At 43.9% G+C, this 16,147-nt stretch carries 15 protein-coding genes; 9 read left to right on the top strand and 6 right to left on the bottom strand.

Annotated elements, in window-relative coordinates; genetic code table 11:
• The first annotated feature begins 71 nt into the window (after positions 1 to 71).
• Both RIG66_RS17885 and RIG66_RS17880 read left to right on the top strand, forming a co-directional pair.
• Positions 72 to 1,163, top strand: coding sequence for a protein kinase domain-containing protein (locus tag RIG66_RS17885; protein WP_446380120.1), 1,092 nt, complete (start codon positions 72 to 74; stop codon positions 1,161 to 1,163).
• 165 nt (positions 1,164 to 1,328) lie between these two features.
• Positions 1,329 to 1,748: an acyl-CoA thioesterase gene (locus RIG66_RS17880; protein WP_446380119.1), complete on the top strand. Its 420-nt coding sequence runs from the start codon at positions 1,329 to 1,331 to the stop codon at positions 1,746 to 1,748.
• Between the two features lie 193 nt (positions 1,749 to 1,941).
• On the opposite strand, the gene RIG66_RS17875 is transcribed toward RIG66_RS17880, so the two are convergent.
• Positions 1,942 to 2,073: a hypothetical protein gene (locus RIG66_RS17875; RefSeq protein WP_446380118.1), complete on the bottom strand. Its 132-nt coding sequence runs from the start codon at positions 2,071 to 2,073 to the stop codon at positions 1,942 to 1,944.
• Between the two features lie 549 nt (positions 2,074 to 2,622).
• On the opposite strand from RIG66_RS17875, the gene RIG66_RS17870 reads away from it, so the two are divergent.
• Positions 2,623 to 2,811, top strand: coding sequence for a hypothetical protein (locus tag RIG66_RS17870; protein WP_446380117.1), 189 nt, complete (start codon positions 2,623 to 2,625; stop codon positions 2,809 to 2,811).
• A gap of 309 nt (positions 2,812 to 3,120) precedes the next feature.
• Here RIG66_RS17870 and RIG66_RS17865 read toward each other — a convergent pair whose 3' ends face one another.
• Positions 3,121 to 4,788 (bottom strand): dynamin family protein, encoded by a 1,668-nt coding sequence (locus RIG66_RS17865; protein ID WP_446380116.1) that lies wholly within the window; start codon positions 4,786 to 4,788, stop codon positions 3,121 to 3,123.
• Positions 4,789 to 4,958: 170 nt separating this feature from the next.
• Here RIG66_RS17865 and ahr point away from each other — a divergent pair, with 170 nt between their 5' ends.
• The 3 genes from ahr to RIG66_RS17850 all read left to right on the top strand — a co-directional run bounded on the left by ahr (position 4,959) and on the right by RIG66_RS17850 (position 6,753).
• A complete protein-coding gene (gene ahr / locus RIG66_RS17860) occupies positions 4,959 to 5,963 on the top strand; it encodes an NADPH-dependent aldehyde reductase Ahr (RefSeq protein ID WP_446380115.1) in 1,005 nt (334 codons plus the stop codon).
• Positions 5,960 to 6,106 (top strand): hypothetical protein, encoded by a 147-nt coding sequence (locus tag RIG66_RS17855; RefSeq protein ID WP_446380114.1) that lies wholly within the window; start codon positions 5,960 to 5,962, stop codon positions 6,104 to 6,106. Before ahr ends, RIG66_RS17855 begins: the two co-directional genes overlap by 4 nt.
• Positions 6,107 to 6,333: 227 nt before the next feature.
• Positions 6,334 to 6,753 carry a hypothetical protein gene (locus tag RIG66_RS17850; RefSeq protein WP_446380113.1) on the top strand — a complete coding sequence of 140 codons (420 nt, stop codon included), beginning with the start codon at positions 6,334 to 6,336 and terminating at the stop codon, positions 6,751 to 6,753.
• Positions 6,754 to 6,800: 47 nt separating this feature from the next.
• On the opposite strand, the gene RIG66_RS17845 is transcribed toward RIG66_RS17850, so the two are convergent.
• The 3 genes from RIG66_RS17845 to RIG66_RS17835 all read right to left on the bottom strand — a co-directional run bounded on the left by RIG66_RS17845 (position 6,801) and on the right by RIG66_RS17835 (position 11,264).
• A complete protein-coding gene (locus tag RIG66_RS17845; RefSeq protein WP_446380112.1) occupies positions 6,801 to 8,978 on the bottom strand; it encodes a tetratricopeptide repeat protein in 2,178 nt (725 codons plus the stop codon).
• 5 nt (positions 8,979 to 8,983) lie between these two features.
• On the bottom strand, positions 8,984 to 10,315 hold the full coding sequence (locus tag RIG66_RS17840) for an ATP-binding protein (protein ID WP_446380111.1): 1,332 nt from the start codon (positions 10,313 to 10,315) through the stop codon (positions 8,984 to 8,986).
• A 301-nt stretch (positions 10,316 to 10,616) separates the two neighbouring features.
• Positions 10,617 to 11,264, bottom strand: coding sequence for a type I restriction endonuclease subunit R (locus tag RIG66_RS17835; RefSeq protein ID WP_446380110.1), 648 nt, complete (start codon positions 11,262 to 11,264; stop codon positions 10,617 to 10,619).
• 243 nt (positions 11,265 to 11,507) lie between these two features.
• On the opposite strand from RIG66_RS17835, the gene RIG66_RS17830 reads away from it, so the two are divergent.
• On the top strand, positions 11,508 to 13,208 hold the full coding sequence (locus RIG66_RS17830) for a DUF262 domain-containing protein (protein WP_446380188.1): 1,701 nt from the start codon (positions 11,508 to 11,510) through the stop codon (positions 13,206 to 13,208).
• Positions 13,209 to 13,549: 341 nt separating this feature from the next.
• Here RIG66_RS17830 and RIG66_RS17825 read toward each other — a convergent pair whose 3' ends face one another.
• Entirely contained in the window at positions 13,550 to 14,284 is a 735-nt protein-coding gene (locus tag RIG66_RS17825; protein ID WP_006098879.1) for a helix-turn-helix transcriptional regulator, read from the bottom strand.
• A gap of 370 nt (positions 14,285 to 14,654) precedes the next feature.
• On the opposite strand from RIG66_RS17825, the gene RIG66_RS17820 reads away from it, so the two are divergent.
• Positions 14,655 to 14,894 (top strand): hypothetical protein, encoded by a 240-nt coding sequence (locus RIG66_RS17820; protein WP_446380109.1) that lies wholly within the window; start codon positions 14,655 to 14,657, stop codon positions 14,892 to 14,894.
• Between the two features lie 130 nt (positions 14,895 to 15,024).
• Positions 15,025 to 16,146 (top strand): DUF1611 domain-containing protein, encoded by a 1,122-nt coding sequence (locus RIG66_RS17815; protein WP_446380108.1) that lies wholly within the window; start codon positions 15,025 to 15,027, stop codon positions 16,144 to 16,146.
• Position 16,147 lies beyond the last annotated feature (1 nt).

Here is a 16,147-nt window from a genome sequence, read left to right as displayed (position 1 = left end):
TTGAAGAAAGATAAGATCTTTGCCTAAACTAAGAACAGGCTGGAGAGCTTGTACCATCTGATTCTGGAAAAATGAATTTTGCGCCGGGAAACCTGTCTTCCTTCCACTCGGAAATTTTACAGCAAACCCAACTTGGTCAGCTTTGCGGTCAAAATGAACTCTTTTGCGATCGCTATGAGATCTTGCGAATGTTGGGGCGCGGTGGGTTTGGCGTCACCTTTCTCGCCAAAGATGCTGAGTTACCGGGTCAACCGCTTTGCGTGATTAAGCAACTTTGCCCCAAAGTTGATGACCCGAAAGCCTTGGAGAATGCTCGCCAGCGTTTTGAACGAGAGGCAAAAATTCTCGGCAAACTGGGTAGTCACTCTCAGATTCCCATGTTACTCGATTACTTCGAGACTGAGGGGGAATTTTTTCTAGTTCAGGAATATGTCCGTGGTTCAACCTTAGCACGGCTAGTCAGGCGGAGTGGATGTTTATCTGAGGTAGCCATCAGACAGTTTTTGGCGGAAATGCTACCCCTACTCGACTACATTCACCGCAATAAGGTGATTCACCGAGATATTAAGCCACAAAATATTATCCGCTGCGAAGACGATGGTCGGCTGGTGTTGATTGACTTCGGCGCGGTTAAGGAAAAGTTGGTGCAAGCCCTAGACAGTAGCATGAAACTCGCCTCAACTCATTTTATCGGCACTGTCGGATTTGCCCCACCCGAACAGTTTTCGCTGCGCCCGGTATTTGCCAGTGATATCTACGCCCTAGGGATGACCTGTCTTTACCTGCTAACCGGAAAAGCGCCTCTAAACTTTGAGAGCGATCGCCAAACGGGTGCCTTATACTGGGAACGCTTGGTGCATATCAGTCAGCCTTTGACTCAAGTGCTGCGGAAAATGACGAATGTATCGCTGACGAATCGTTATCATTCAGTTCGGCACATTCTGCAAGACCTGAATTTTAAATCACCCTACGATGATCTGGCGCAGTATTTAGTCAAACAACCCCACCCGAAAACTAGCACCTTAGCTAATCAAGATGAAAGTAACCGCAAGGGTTATCGCACTCCCGCCGCAAAAGAGGCGATTGCCATTCGGGACTGGAAACAACGGCGAGAAAAAAAGCGGTGGCGTCCGAGTCAGCCTCCATTGGGGAATTCTAAGTGAACAGAATAGTCAACCCACCGAGAGGTAGGGGTTTGGGAACCAAACCCCTAGATTTAGGAACCAAACCCCTACCGCCACAACCCGTGATATACCGTAGGGTGGGTTGAGCGAAGTCGAAACCCACCAGCCTTAACCAGCGTGCCATTAAGCTTAACAAGCTCAATCATGTCCTTTACCTATAACCGCACCGTCCGCTTTCAAGATACCGATGCTGCTGGTGTCGTCTACTTTGCCAATGTTTTGGTAATGTGTCACGAAGCCTATGAAGACTCCCTAGCCAAGGCGGGTATTAATCTCAAGACATTTTTTAGCCACGCTGCTGTGGCTGTGCCAATTATCCACAGTAGTGTAGACTTTTTCCAGCCCATGTTTTGTGGAGACAAGCTGCTGATTGATGGGATACCTCAACGGCTAAGTGATAGCAAGTTTGAAATTAAGTATCAGGTTATCGATGCTGCTTCACCGCAACGACACCTAGCAGATGCCTTAACTCGCCATGTTTGTATTGATACGAACACTCGCACTAAAATTATCTTGCCAGACGGGATGATTAATTGGTTATATAGCACTACGAAGAAACGTTAGGACATCAGTTAATCTCCACAGGGAACAGGGAACAGGGAACAGTAGAGAATGTCTTAACCTGAATGCCACTGACTTAAGGTGAATGCCACTGACTTTAGAGTTTGTAGTAAGCGCTTTAGCGCTTCTGGCACGCTTCGTGCCTACTACGAACCCAGCTTAAGTCAGTGCCATTCGTTTTAAGCTTGCCAAGCCACTACACCCGACACCCCACACCCGACACCCCACACCCGACACCCCACACCCGACACCCCACACCCTGCCCCAGTCTGTATTGCACCCAATCGAGAAGTGCCATTGTAGCCGTGCCAATTGGCAAACTGTACATATCCAGATGTTACCCAAGCTACAGATTGGGCGAGATGGATTGGTTATTTAATAGTCAATCAAAAGAGTTACCTATTATCCTCTCTAAACCAAACTATATTTTTCTACTGTTGAAGTATTGACAGCAGGAGATTTAGTTATGGAATCTGTTCTTATCGTGATGCTTTTGGGCATTATATTCATGCTGGAAGTTTTAACCAGAAATGATCATATTTAACTTGAGCTTGACTGGCAAGTAAACGGTTATGGCGTTGTCAGCCCTATTTAGCCATCGCCTAATTGCCGTACCTGAGTCGCCCAAGCGATCGGTAAACTACCCATAATCTTCATCAAATCTTCATTTTATGAAGATTGTTCGGTGAATCTACGCGAAATGGCTGATAGAACAGCCGCAAATTTTTCAGTAAGTTTACTGAAGTTATTTAGGAGGGTTTTTAGTTTATTATTTTACTTGACAGGAAGTTTTATCCCGGTGATTTTCCATCACCAAGTCATAGCTGAGTTTACCACTGGAGTCTTGCCAGTGATTGAGTAAGGTTATTTCAGGGCAATGTTTAACATAAGATTTACGTGTAATTTAACCGCCACGGCATTAGTCTTGGCACTCCTGAGTTATAGCTTAACCTCTGTGCAGGAGAGTTCAGCGCGATCCGTCAAACAAGAGCGATTTGCTCAAATTGAGAGTGGAATTAAATTAGTTGGTGTGGTTCGGGCGCAAAAATGGCGTTATCAAAAGTAGCCGGGAAATAAATTTCCGGAACCTAAAGCTTAAGTAAGCTAAAGCTTACTCCATTAAAGAATTTGAACCCGTTTTAACAGGTTTTAGCTTTTAGCCCGTAGACGCGGAGCGGCTTCTCTTAGAGTACTTGAGTTCAGGGCGACTTGAGTTCAGGGCGACTCCTATAATGTTGCTATTCTAAATTTAACCTATAGCCGGGAAATAAATTTCCGGAACCCAAAGCTTAAGTAAGCTAAAGCTTACTCCATTAAAAGATTTGAACCCGTTTTAACGGGTTTTAGCTTTCAGCCCGAACTTTAGTTCAGGGCTTTAATTCAGGGCTAACCGCACCCGCTCCAATTCTTGCTCCAAATTCGCTAAAACATTTTGCAATAACTGTAACTGATGATGCTCAATTGTCAATTTTAATGGTTCATTCGTCAAATTAACATTAATCACCGTTTCCGCCAGTTTCTCATAGGCTTCCAAAGCGGAAACCGCCTCGCGGCTAAAACAACTTAGATACTCTGTCGCCGCATCAGTATAAGCTTGAGTCACTTGTTCTACATAAGCCGTCGAAGATTTTGGCGGTGCAGAATCGCTGGGATTTTTATTCAACAAATACGTCGCCCCACCCGCCACCGCCGCACCAACGGGTCCACCAAATACCCAACCCAATCCTGTCGCGATCGCAACTGGAGTAACGCCCTTGGTTCCTTTCGCTTGGGGTGGGGGTTCAGGAAGCTTAACTTCTGGGGGTTTGGGAAAGGGAATTATCAGATCAGTGGGGGGTTGGCGATCAAAAAATTCACTGGCTTGATGCACCCATTTAACAATTCCCTGTTGATGTTCCTGAATCGCCTCTTTAAAACCGCCTTGTTCCCACAGATTAAATGTACCCTGTTGTAGCGCTGAAACCAGTTCCGATTGATAGCGTTCTAAAAGTTTCGGTAAATACAGCCATCCTTGGAAATCCGATACACTGGCGGCGAATCCTTTTTGGATCAGGTTTTGGGCTTTTTGTTTAATCTCTAATTTGGTTTGATGCTTTTGTTGAGCCACCGCAATTTCAGCAGAAACGGCTTGCACTTTCACGGTTGCAGCCTGTTGGATTTGAGACGCGATCGCTTCCACACGGGGAAAGCGGATGGCGAGGGTTTCATGGCGCGTGGCGACAATGCTTTGCAGCGCCGATTCCAGCATATCTAACCCCGTGGTTTGGGCGGCGGCAGTATCGCCTTTGAGTCGATAGCGTAAGGCGGGGAGAGCATCGACGCGATAGATATTACTGATATTATTGGGAAGTTGCGATCGGAAACTTTCCGCTACAAACAGCAAACGGTTATAGACTTGTTTCTGCTCGTCGGGTTCCAATAAATTCAGGAAATTCACCACAAAAATAACCGTAGTAATCCCCCGATCCAATAACCAATCTCTCAGGTGTTCTCGTTCCCCTAATGTCATCAACTTACGCCCATCGAGAACCTGAATAATTAAATCAGCCGAGAGCAGTTGGTCACGAACTAAAGCGTCCTGGGCTTCCCGATCATCCGTTCCCGGTAAATCCAGCAATTCTACCCCCGTTTTCAGGAACGGATGGGGACAAAATAACTCAACATTGGTTACATCCTCCCGCATCCGCCGTTGGTCATCTAATATGGCAAACTGTTTCAGGACATCTGTACCGTTTTCGCTAATGTGTTGACCATTACTGAGGGTAATGCGCGTATGTAATTCATTCCCGTAACAGATATGAATCGCCGCGCCTGTGGTGGGGATTAAGTCGATAGGTAGGGTACGTTTCCCTAGTAAAGCATTGAGTAAGGTTGATTTCCCGTAATTAAACGGACCAAAAACAGCAATACGGAAAATCGGATTCTCCAGATAATCGCAGAGTGCGATCGCGTCTTGGCGGAGTTGGGCGTTCTGTTCCCCATCCAGCAACCCAATCGCCGATCGCAGCGTGTTAGCAAGTTCGCGGAAAACGTCCTGTTCCATTGGTTATTAGTCATTTGTCATTGGTCATTTGTCAGAGTTTGAGGAATCTTTCTCTAACTTAGTATAGTTGGCTTTATTTCCATCAACCGTAACTAAGGGTACACCATTTTTCCAATAGAAGGTGGTTCAATCCTTTAATATGAAAGACAGCAACTATTACAGATTTCACCATGATCAAAGCTTATGCCGCTCATGAACCCGGAGGACAACTCCAACCCTTCGAGTATGATCCCGGTACTCTCGGCGATGAAGAAGTCGAGATTAATGTCGAGTATTGCGGGATTTGTCACAGTGACCTGAGTATGCTGGACAACGAGTGGGGAATGACAGAATATCCCTTTGTTCCAGGTCATGAAGTTGTGGGTACAATTGCTGCATTGGGTGATAAAGTCACAACGCTAAACCTAGGACAACGGGTTGGATTAGGGTGGTTTTCGAGTTCCTGCATGACGTGCGAATGGTGTATGTCAGGGAATCACAACCTTTGCTCGAACGCAGAAGGAACTATTATCAGTCGTCATGGTGGATTCGCGGATAAAGTTCGTGCTGATCACAGTTGGGTGTTTCCCCTACCCGAGGCAGTTAATCCCGCTACCGCAGGTCCTCTGTTCTGCGGCGGGATTACCGTATTTAACCCTATTGTTCAGTTTGACATTAAACCGAGCGATCGCGTTGGCGTGATTGGTATTGGTGGATTAGGTCATATCGCGCTGCGTTTCCTCCAGGCTTGGGGGTGTGAAATTACAGCATTTTCCAGTAGTCCAGACAAAGAAGCAGAAGCACGGGAATTGGGAGCAACTCATTTTATCAATTCGGGCGATGTCAACGCCTTAGAATCCGTGCAGAATTCCTTTGACTTTATTCTCTCCACGGCTTGTGCTGACCTCGATTGGAACGCCTACATTGCTGCATTACGTCCCAAAGGTCGGTTACACTTTGTTGGAGTCATCCCCAATCCCCTATCCACCCCAATTTTCCCCTTAATTGTCGGTCAAAAGTCAATTTCAGCCAGTCCCGTAGGCAGTCCAGTCACCATTGCTCGGATGATCGACTTCGCCGCACGACAGGGCGTTGAACCGATTACCGAAACCTTCAGCTTTGAGCAGGTGAATGAGGCGATAGAAAAGCTTCGTAATGGTAAACCGCGCTATCGCTTGGTTTTAAAGCATTCATGAAAAGCACTGATCCTTGGTCAGATGATTATTACACCTTGGATGTAGAAGGACTGATGCAGACGGTAGAATTTGAACATCGTGTCACCGTGGCGAGTGACCCGCCACATCGTACCATTATCGGTCGAAAGCCGGAGGAAGGATAGAGCGCGATCGCTCCGGAATATAGTTTATTGTTTATCGTAGGGGCGACCCGCTTGCACCAATCCACAACGGTGTCCACTCAATTTGATTGGGTCGCCCTTTACTCTTTCGCAGCGACACCATTTATGGGGACAAAGGTGCGTTACGCTACGCTAACACACCCTACGAATAGAGGCTTTACGTAAGTCCTATCCTAATAATTATTGGATTACTTTGACCAACTAGGCGCATGATGTTTGTATCAAACTTATCAATAGAAAAATGGGTTGGCAACAAAAATCAAGGTGACTTAATCGAAAATCCGGATTGGAGTCAGATAGAAACAGCTATCCGCCAGTTAAATGGAAAAAATCAAACATTAGTCACCTTAGCCGCCGATGATGAGACTTACATGACGATTGGCGGTGGTTCTGCTGGAAAATATGTTGTTTCAGTCACCTTCGATAATCTGGATTTTTATAATTTAGTTGATTTATCCAAACCTGAAGCAACCGAAAAACTCGTTATTGGCGGACAAGAAGGACTTTATTCCGCCAAGATGTCTGTTGATTGGCTGCGTTGTTTGCTAGCGGCGCGAACATTTTCAGAATCAGGAAAACTCGATTCATTGCTGTCATGGGAAGAAGATAAGTCATTAGTCACCGTATAATAGATAGGCGACTTCACGATAGTGGGTATTCACTGAGACTCTCCCTTTTAGCCGTCTATCAACCCTTGAAACCGCTGATCTTCCCGAATACTGTCAAAATTTGAGTCGGTTTTAGCCTTTTCTCTGCATTTGTCAGGATTCAACTTGATAGCTTGCTGCAAGTTCTCGATTGCCAAGTCAACATTACCTTGTAAAGCATAACAGTAAGCTTTAAAGTACCAGGCATAGTGGTAGTCGGGTTTAAATTTTAGGGCTTTTTCATAACTGGCGATCGATTCCTCATATCTTTTCAATAAAAATAGCGCAATACCCCGGACGCACCAGGTCTGATGATTATCAGGTTGAATTTCTAGGGCTTTGTTGTAGCTAGTGATCGCTTCCTCATATCTTTCCAAATCAAATAGCGCATTACCTCGACGATACCAAGCATCGTCATTATCAGGTTTGATGTCTAGAGTTTTGTCGAAGCTGGCGATCGCTTCTTCATGTCTTTCCAATAAAAATAGCGCATCACCTCGGTGATACCAGGCATAATGGTCATCAGGTTTGATATCTAGAGCTTTGTCGAAGCTAGCGAGCGCTTTCTCATATCTTTTCAAGAAACATAGCACCATACCCCGGAAAAACCAGGCATAATAATTGTCAGGTTGAATTTCTAGAGCTTTGTCGAAGCTAGTGATTGCGACCTCATATCTTTCCAGCAAAGATAACGCATTACCCCGAAGATTCCAGGTATGATGATTGTTAGGTTGAATTTCTATGGCTTTTTCATAGCTAGCGATCGCTTCCTCATATCTTTCCAAATGAAATAGCGCAATACCCCGAAAGTACCAGGCATAATAATTGTCAGGTTGAATTTCTAGAGCTTTGTCGAAGCTAGCGATCGCTTCCTCATGTCTTCCCAAGTCATATAGCGCATTACCTCGACGATACCGGGCATCGCCATTATCAGATTTGATTTCTAGAGTTTTGTCGAAGCTGGCGATCGCTTCCTCATATCTTCCCAAATAAGATAGCGAAATACCCCGAAAGTACCAGGTATTATGATCGTCAGGTTTGATTTCTATAGCTTTGTCGTAGCTAGCGATCGTTTCCTCATATCTTCCCAAATGATATAGCGCAATACCTCGATGAAACCAGGTATCCTGATCGTCAGGTTTAATTTCTATAGCCTTGTCGTAGCTGGCGATCGCTTCTTCATCTCTTCCTAAATGAAATAGCGCATCACCTCGGTGATACCAGGCATAATGGTCATCAGGTTTGATTTCTATAGCTTTGTCGTAGCTAGCGCTCGCTTCCTCATATCTTTTCAAGAGATATAGAGCAATACCCCGTAAGCACCAGGCATGATGATTGTCAGGTTTGATTTCTAGAACTTTATCGTAGCTGGCGCTCGCTTCCTCATATCTTCCCAAGTCAGATAGTATCATTCCTCGAATCAACCAAATTTGGTCATTGTTGGGTTGGAGTTCTAAGAATTGCTCGAAGCTAGCTAATGCGTCTTCAGATTCATTGCCAGCCAAAAAAAGACATCCTTGTGTAAGCACTAAAGCAGTTTTTTGCTTTAATATCTGATACTCTTCTGTCAGAATTTCTTTGATTTCCAATAGTTTTTGCTTCCGCTCCTGTTCGGGGGGAGCCAGTCTTAAAATCTCTCCAGGGTTAATTTTAGAAAGAAGGTGGCTTGCTTCTTGTTCAACCAAGTCTGAACTCGTCGGAAATTCCCACACTCCCGAACGCCAGTCAAAAAAATCAGGAGCGCGACGGATGAAATATTTAAGAGCGTATAAAGGCAGCAGAAAGACAAAGCAAATCGGGAAATCATCGCGGAATCGTTCTCGCTGAAGGTTCAAATGACCTAAAATGCGGGGTACAGTGTCTTCCTTATAATAGTCACCTTCTCCACCAATCCCAGGCTTGATATAATCCACCAACGATTTTTCAAGCCCCTTGATAAACAAAATATCCAGCTTTTCTTTGTTCGGGAGATGGTCAATAATTTCGTAGAGATTATCAATAGGTTCGTCTAAGGATAAAAGATCAACTGTTTTCTGGGGAATATCCTTTCGTACTCTGGCAATCAACCGTTCCCCTTGGGCGGGAGAACAGCGGACAAACAGCAAGCCAAATCCTCTGCGCCGTTTTAAGGCACGCCGTAGCGGTTGATACTCTTCCCCTAAATCGAGAGAAAAATCATCAATAAAATTAGCTGGGATTGGTTTCATCGGGATTATGCTGATTCTCCTTTCTTAATTGTATCAAGCGCTTCTCGAAATTCATCAATTTCTTTAATCAATGGGTGGGCATCATGCCAGCGCTTAATTTCTCCTGTTTCATCGACATGGCGATACTCTAACAAACAGCGGTTAAATAATAAATTGCGATAATCAAGATCGTTAGGAATACTTTTTGAAACCGAAACTTCGGCTAACTTCTGCCAGTCCTCTGCATCTACTGCATTACGATAGTTATTACGGGCTTTAGTAATCGCTCGTTGCACGGCATTGTTAGTAATGGGTAAATCATCTGTCCAGTCGAGTGCTGTTTGCATCAACTGCATCACTTCCCGCACATGACCCCCACTTGCCAGACACAATCGCTCAATGGTTTCAGATTGATCAAAAATTTCGGTATCTAGGGAAGCATCAGGGGCAAATTGACCGACTCGCTTACCTATCAGTTCTTTGAGTGTTTTTAATCCAGGTTCATAAACCGAGTTATCGGTATTTCGCACCATAATCATCGGTAAAACTTGGCAGTCTCCGTAGTTATCGCGCACTTGTGTAGCTCGATTCGAGTAGACTAATGAAATGGGTACAGTATAGATAACATGACACTGTAACGCCCTGAGTTGTCCGCATCGGTCTAAAAATATCTCATCATGATTGCTGCGTCCATCTGCGCGAGTGACAGGTACAATTCGGTCGAGGTTGTCGGCAATTACAGCTAGTTTCGAGTCTTTTAGATTGGTCTTAGCTTCCGTGATAAATTCATTCAGGGCATCAATTAGAGAAATTGAATGGATATCAACTTGCTTGCGGATGGTTTCTCGTGTACTGGGAACGGCTTTTAATGTGGCTGTTAGTTTGGCAAATTGGGAGATTGTCGTCTCTAAATTCACCTTTTCCAAAGATACTTCTGTCAAGGCTAAACCCTTCAGAGATTCCCATCGCCCTTTCAACCACTCTTGCAAGGGTTTGGGACTCGCCAGATTTTCGAGTTCCTCTAAAATATGCCGGGTACAAGCGAGGAGAATATCGGTATATTGGGCATCTTCCGAGTCAATATCTTCCTGATCCGCCGCAAAGTAAACGACAAAAAAACCTTTTTCTTCCAGATGGTTTTTGAGCCGTTTGAGTTCCGTTGACTTGCCGACTCCTCGATGTCCCGTGTAAAGTTGACAAGTGGGTTGTTTCGATCGGATAATTTTCTTGCCTAACTCGCGAAAAATATTCTCATCCCCGCGTACTTGATGACAGTCCACATAAACTGGATCATCAGGTTCTAACGGTTGAAATGGATCGAAGGCGTTGTAAATATTGGTAATTAACTCCTCGCTCATCAGCTTCCTCACTTATTGTTGCAGAGTATTATCATTAGATCATACCTTTTAACTATTCGGAGTCTGGGATAAATACTCTCATATTATGTATCATGTTCGCTTGAATACCCATAATTAGGACTGACGCGGAGACTCGGAGACTGGGATAATTTTTTATCCTGGGTGATTTGCTGGACATACTATAACTCTACTGGACTGACACAGCTAAAATTGTGGAATAGATTTGACGTTTAACCCTGAGCGAAGTCGAAGGGTTAAACTGGGCGCAAGCCTTGCGCCCCTACAATTCTAATCTACCATTTTAGGTGTGCCACGCCACTACTACCGCTTGTCCCAACCGTTTCAAAATCCGTAGAACCGCACTTAACTCATGTCGCCTAGGAAACAGCGAAAAAGTCCGCGATACATCGTACTCTGGACTATCTCCTTGACTTAGCTTTAAAAACACAAACTCATCCCCATTTGTCGCCATACCAAATGCTGAACTCCCCCGCTGGGGACTCGCTAACATATAAGCCAGTAACTGCGGTAAAGCTGCCGGAACCGGAATACTGGTTCGCTTCGACTCAATTACCAAAATCCAAAGTTGTTCTTGTACAACCAGCGTATCAATTAAACCGCGAATCGTTTCTTCAGGATCATCAAGTTCTAACCCAACCCCATAAGGCGAACGAATGCGGAAAGGTGGATCAAGAAACCCTGCAAGTTCCAATAGTGGCGAAACCACCACCAGATTAATCGTACCTTCCAATAACAAACCATCGCCACGATGATAATCATAGCGTTGCTTAATCCGAGTAATACCCGCCTCTTCTTGTTCGTCGAGTTCAGGTAAATTGCCAACCCACTCACAGAAAAAACGATCATCATCCGCCTGACGCAAATTACAGCGCACCCGCAGATCGTTTAAGCTTTTTATAGTGTCCGTAATTCCTACACCCGTAACCATCTGTTGCTATCTATTTGTTAACCTTAGTGTAGCAAACTGTTCCGGATACCCCATCTCCTCCAAGCCAGTGATACCGAATCGAGTTGACTCCATTGATAACCAAACCTGCCCATTTCCCACCACCCGCGATCGCACCATGATAGTGTAGGGGCGGGTTTAGGGATTAAATCAGTGGACACACCCCATATAAAACAACAAAACCCGCCCATTCTCCACCACCCGCGATCGCTATTTTCTTTGTTTATGGTTCGGATTAACCTTCTAGATACTCGCACAACTAGCTTCGGCGATTTAATTAGCAACGGAAAAATCTATCGAGTTCCGCCGTTTCAACGGGATTATTCCTGGACAGAGGAGAATTGGGAAGACCTTTGGCAGGATATTTTAATGCTGCATAATAATGTTAGTATCAGTCATTATATGGGAGCCATTGTCCTGCAACGTTCTGGGACGACTGATCAATCGTTTACCATTATTGACGGTCAGCAACGCCTAGCCACACTTAGTATTATTGCCGTTGCTGTTATTGAAATGCTCCAAAAGCTGGTTGAGAAAGGCATTGATCCTCAAGCTAACCAAGAACGACAAGAAATTCTAAAGCGTACTTATCTCGGCGATCGAGACCCTCGTTCTCTACGATATTCAAGTAAACTGATTTTGAATGAAAATAATAATGATTTTTATCAAAGTAATTTAGTTAACCTGAGAAAACCCCTAAATATTCGTTCTCTCTCGAAATCAAATCAACTCCTATGGCAAGCTTTTGAATACTTCTTTACTCAATTAGAAAAACTGCCAGAGGTGACTCAAGATGGCGAAAAATTGGCAATGTTTATTACCGATACCGTGGCTCAAGGACTGCTGTTAATTCAAATCAGCGTTGAAGATGAACTGAATGCTTATACGGTTTTTGAGACATTAAATGCTAGAGGAATAGAGTTAACCTCCACTGACTTGTTGAAAAATTACCTCTTCTCACTCTTTCGAGGACCTGATGACTTACAAGAAGCACAGCGCCAATGGCGACGCATTATCAATACGGTTCAGATGGAGAAGTTCCCAGAATTTCTGCGTTACTATTTGAGTTTAAAACATACTCGAGTGCGGCGTGAACGTTTATTCAAGCTGGTTCGATCATCGGTTAATGATGCAACCAAAGCGTTTGATTTATTGGATCAGCTTGAGAACTTTAGTGGTTTATATGTCGCCCTCAGCAATCCCAATGATGAATTCTGGCGTGATACTCCGGAGAACCAACCTTACATCCGTGAGTTGAATTTATTTCGAGTCAAACAGGCTTACCCGACTCTATTTGCTGCCTATCAGCGGTTTTCTCCGGACAATTTTACGCGCTTACTTAAGCTTATCGTTATCATCTCGTTCCGCTATAGTATTGTTAGCCGCTTAAATCCGAATGAATTAGAATCCCTTTACAATGCTATTGCCACTAATATTGCTGAAGGAACTATCACAACGCCACGACAAGTATTTGATACTCTTCGTCCGGTATATGTCACCGACGAAAAATTTAAACAAGATTTTTCTCTACTCTCAATCTCGACAAAAGGGCAAAAGCGTAGACTGGTTCGTTATATCCTCAGTCAGTTAGAGGTAGATGCGTCAGGTATACAGGTGGAGGAAAATAGTTTTTCTATCGAACATATTCTCCCGGAAGTGCCCACCGATGAATGGCGGCAATATTTTACGGAGCGGCAAATAGAGGAAATGGTTTATCGTCTGGGAAATCTGACCCTCTTAGAACCCTCGTTTAATCGGGATATTGGGCAGAAAAACTATCAGAGTAAGCAAGAAAAATATCAGCAGAGTGTCTATCAGCTCACTCAACGAATTACGGCTGAAGAATGGAACCCGGATACAATTGCTGCACGCCAGAGGCATTTGGCTCAACGTGCTGTTCACATTTGGCAATCGGATTTTTTATAGCTCAGACTCTGCTAAGATTTTAAACATGAGGGCAAAATTTTTACAATAAATTGATGTTTGTCGGTTAAATTAAGTAGACACACCCCAAATAAAACAACGAAACCCGCCCTATTCTTAACCGTAAGTGGTGGATTTTGAATTGAGGTTATCGGTTAGGTTCAATACCGTTGAAGGGCGGGTTTTGTATGAAATGTATGGATTTACCCGTTCATTGAGTTCCTAAACCCGCCCCTACATTGGAATTTTCCTGTAAACTGATTTCTTTCTGGCAATATCTAGGGTTGTATGACATTATTGAACCCTTTTCTTACCCGATTGTAGAGACGTTGCATGTAATGTCTCTACACAGTATCTTGCAATCGCGCCACTAACTCCGCACGCGCCGAGACATTCAACTTACGGAACATCCGTTTCAGCGCCTGTTTTACTGAATTTTGGGTAATCCAAAGTTCTGCACCAATTTCTGCATTTGTCAACCCCTTAGCAACTAAATCAGCAATTTCCCGTTCTCGTGGAGTGAGGCGATTAGCGACGAGAGACTGGGATTTTTTGGCTTGCGATCGCAAGGTAGCCAGACGTGATGATAAATGCAAGCATAATCCGGTTAAGTCAGCCAAATCTTTATAATCAAACGCAGGCGCATCAGAAGCACGGGCAAAATATACCCCACCCATTAAACGCCCCCCACTGACAATCGGACCCATCATCACATGTTCGTGATCGTAGCGAGCATAACAATTCTGGTACAGTTCAGATTGTTTCCAAACCTCTGGAGAGAATACCAGTTGTTCATGGGCGGGAGCATGGTGTTCGATGACGTAGCGTAACACCGGATCGACCTTTCGCGCCAGCTTATTGTAATCGGCGACAAACCCCTCCGTATCCGCTCCCCCTTGCATCTGCACCTCAGCCGCGTGAGAATCTTCGTTGAGCAGACACAGCCCCCAATACTGCGCCTGAAAATGCTCCCCTAATTCGTCCATGATTTGCAGGCGAAGTTCCTGCTCATCACGAGCATCTGCGATCGCTTGGAAGAAACTGTGGAGAGAACGGTTCATCGTACTTGGCACGGTCATAATCTATCATTTTGAACGAATTGTTAAATAAGTCAGCATGGTTTAACCTGAACGCTTAGGAGAGTTCATTTTTTTTATCGGGGTGAACAGTAATTACAGTATAGCGACATTATCTTGACGCTAAAAATTTTATTTTGATATAATTTGCCATTTTTATATGCTACTCTGAAGAGGTACTACCACAGTAGAGTAGCTAGGAGCGAGAAATCTACTCTTGATGATCTGACGGGCTTTGAGCAATAAAAGCCTTAGCCAATCACGACACCTCCAAGACAATTAATGGTCCCTCGGTTGAGTCGTACCGATAAACCGTTTTTCGTGCTGGATACGACTGACACAGCCAATTCATTGACCCAAAGGAGGAGTATTAATGAACATTCAAGCACTCGATATTAAAGTTGGCGATCGCATCATTGCCTACTGCAAGAATAAGAGGCAACCCTGTACGGTGCAACGGTTACTCGATTCGACCCCTAACACGATCACACTAAAAGTATCTACCTGTAGCCGTATCCATTATCGGGAATCAGCCTCTTGTGTGATTCAGTTTCACCGAGAGGCTGTGGTTGAAATGGCTAGCTTAAATAGAAGTTTCTCCAAGACGGTTTAAGGGACAGTTTAACAGGAAGCTTTCCAGGAAAGGATTTCAAGTATGTAGATAAAATTCTAAATTGTCGAAATACTTGGCAATTACCAAAAACTATCCTGATGAGTAAAAAAAATAAAAGAAACTAATTAAAATGACAATCAGAAAAGAAACGGCTTTAATTTACTGCGAAAATCAATTTAGTTTAGCCGACGGAAAAACTGCCGCTGGGTTGGTTCGACACTCTGAACGGTATACAATTGTTGGGGTGATTGATAGTTCACGAGCGGGTAAAGACGCCGGGGAAGAATTAGGGCAAGAAAAGAATGGTATACCCATTTTTGCTAATTTAAATGAAGCATTAATTAACCTTTCAGAGGTTCCCAACTGTTACATTTATGGCAAAGCTCCTTTAGATGCCTTTATATCCCAGGCAGAACGGCTTCTTATCTTAGAAGCCATGGAAAAAGGAATGGATATCATTAACGGTCTTCATCAGTTTTTCTCTGAAGATCAAGAGTTTACCCAGATGGCTGCCCAACATAATATCCAAATTAAAGATATCAGAAAACCTCCACAATTACAAGATTTGCACGTCTTTACGGGTCAACTCTCTAAAATTAATGTTCCTGTAATCGCCATATTAGGTACAGATTGTGCTTGCGGCAAAATGACAACCGCAATAGAACTCAACAAGTCCCTCAACACTCTCGGCATAAAGTCAGTATTGGTAGCGACGGGTCAAACTGCTTTGATGCAGGGAGCAATGTATGGCATATCGATTGATGCTCTGATTTCCCAATTTGTGATTGGTGAAATAGAAAACTCTATTATTCAAGCCTTTGACAACGAACGTCCCGACATCATTTTAGTTGAGGGACAGAGTGCCGTTAGTCATCCCGCTTTTATGGGTTCTCTCGGCATCTTGAAAGGAAGTATGCCCGATGGTATTATCCTTCAACATCCACCAGCTAGGAAATTTCGGTGCGATTTTCCTCATTTGTCAATGCCAACTGTTGAAAGCGAAATTAAACTGATTGAAGCGATTTCTCAAGCTAAAGTTATGGCGATTGCATTAAGCCATGAAAACCTAGCAGATGAAGAGATTTTGACAATCATAGAGGATTATGAGAGGCAGTTTCAATTGCCGACAATGGATGTCTTGAATCATGGATGCCAAAAAATCATTCAAGCTTTAGGTGATCATTTTCCCAACTTGAATCAAATTATCAAGCGGAAGACTTTAGAAAAAATGCCTGTATTGGGAATGAGGTAGA

It is taken from the genome of Coleofasciculus sp. E2-BRE-01, from assembly GCF_040221695.1.
Classification (GTDB): domain Bacteria; phylum Cyanobacteriota; class Cyanobacteriia; order Cyanobacteriales; family Coleofasciculaceae; genus Coleofasciculus.
This window is presented reverse-complemented; position numbering and strand designations above follow the sequence as displayed.

Bases quoted from the DNA above. Each gene is read 5' to 3' on its own strand.
- RIG66_RS17885 (WP_446380120.1), top strand. From the start codon at position 72: ATGAATTTTGCGCCGGGAAACCTGTCTTCCTTCCACTCGGAAATTTTA.
- RIG66_RS17880 (WP_446380119.1), top strand. From the start codon at position 1,329: ATGTCCTTTACCTATAACCGCACCGTCCGCTTTCAAGATACCGATGCT.
- RIG66_RS17875 (WP_446380118.1), bottom strand. From the start codon at position 2,073: ATGTACAGTTTGCCAATTGGCACGGCTACAATGGCACTTCTCGATTGG.
- RIG66_RS17870 (WP_446380117.1), top strand. From the start codon at position 2,623: ATGTTTAACATAAGATTTACGTGTAATTTAACCGCCACGGCATTAGTC.
- RIG66_RS17865 (WP_446380116.1), bottom strand. From the start codon at position 4,788: ATGGAACAGGACGTTTTCCGCGAACTTGCTAACACGCTGCGATCGGCG.
- ahr (WP_446380115.1), top strand. From the start codon at position 4,959: ATGATCAAAGCTTATGCCGCTCATGAACCCGGAGGACAACTCCAACCC.
- RIG66_RS17855 (WP_446380114.1), top strand. From the start codon at position 5,960: ATGAAAAGCACTGATCCTTGGTCAGATGATTATTACACCTTGGATGTA.
- RIG66_RS17850 (WP_446380113.1), top strand. From the start codon at position 6,334: ATGATGTTTGTATCAAACTTATCAATAGAAAAATGGGTTGGCAACAAA.
- RIG66_RS17845 (WP_446380112.1), bottom strand. From the start codon at position 8,978: ATGAAACCAATCCCAGCTAATTTTATTGATGATTTTTCTCTCGATTTA.
- RIG66_RS17840 (WP_446380111.1), bottom strand. From the start codon at position 10,315: ATGAGCGAGGAGTTAATTACCAATATTTACAACGCCTTCGATCCATTT.
- RIG66_RS17835 (WP_446380110.1), bottom strand. From the start codon at position 11,264: ATGGTTACGGGTGTAGGAATTACGGACACTATAAAAAGCTTAAACGAT.
- RIG66_RS17830 (WP_446380188.1), top strand. From the start codon at position 11,508: ATGGTTCGGATTAACCTTCTAGATACTCGCACAACTAGCTTCGGCGAT.
- RIG66_RS17825 (WP_006098879.1), bottom strand. From the start codon at position 14,284: ATGACCGTGCCAAGTACGATGAACCGTTCTCTCCACAGTTTCTTCCAA.
- RIG66_RS17820 (WP_446380109.1), top strand. From the start codon at position 14,655: ATGAACATTCAAGCACTCGATATTAAAGTTGGCGATCGCATCATTGCC.
- RIG66_RS17815 (WP_446380108.1), top strand. From the start codon at position 15,025: ATGACAATCAGAAAAGAAACGGCTTTAATTTACTGCGAAAATCAATTT.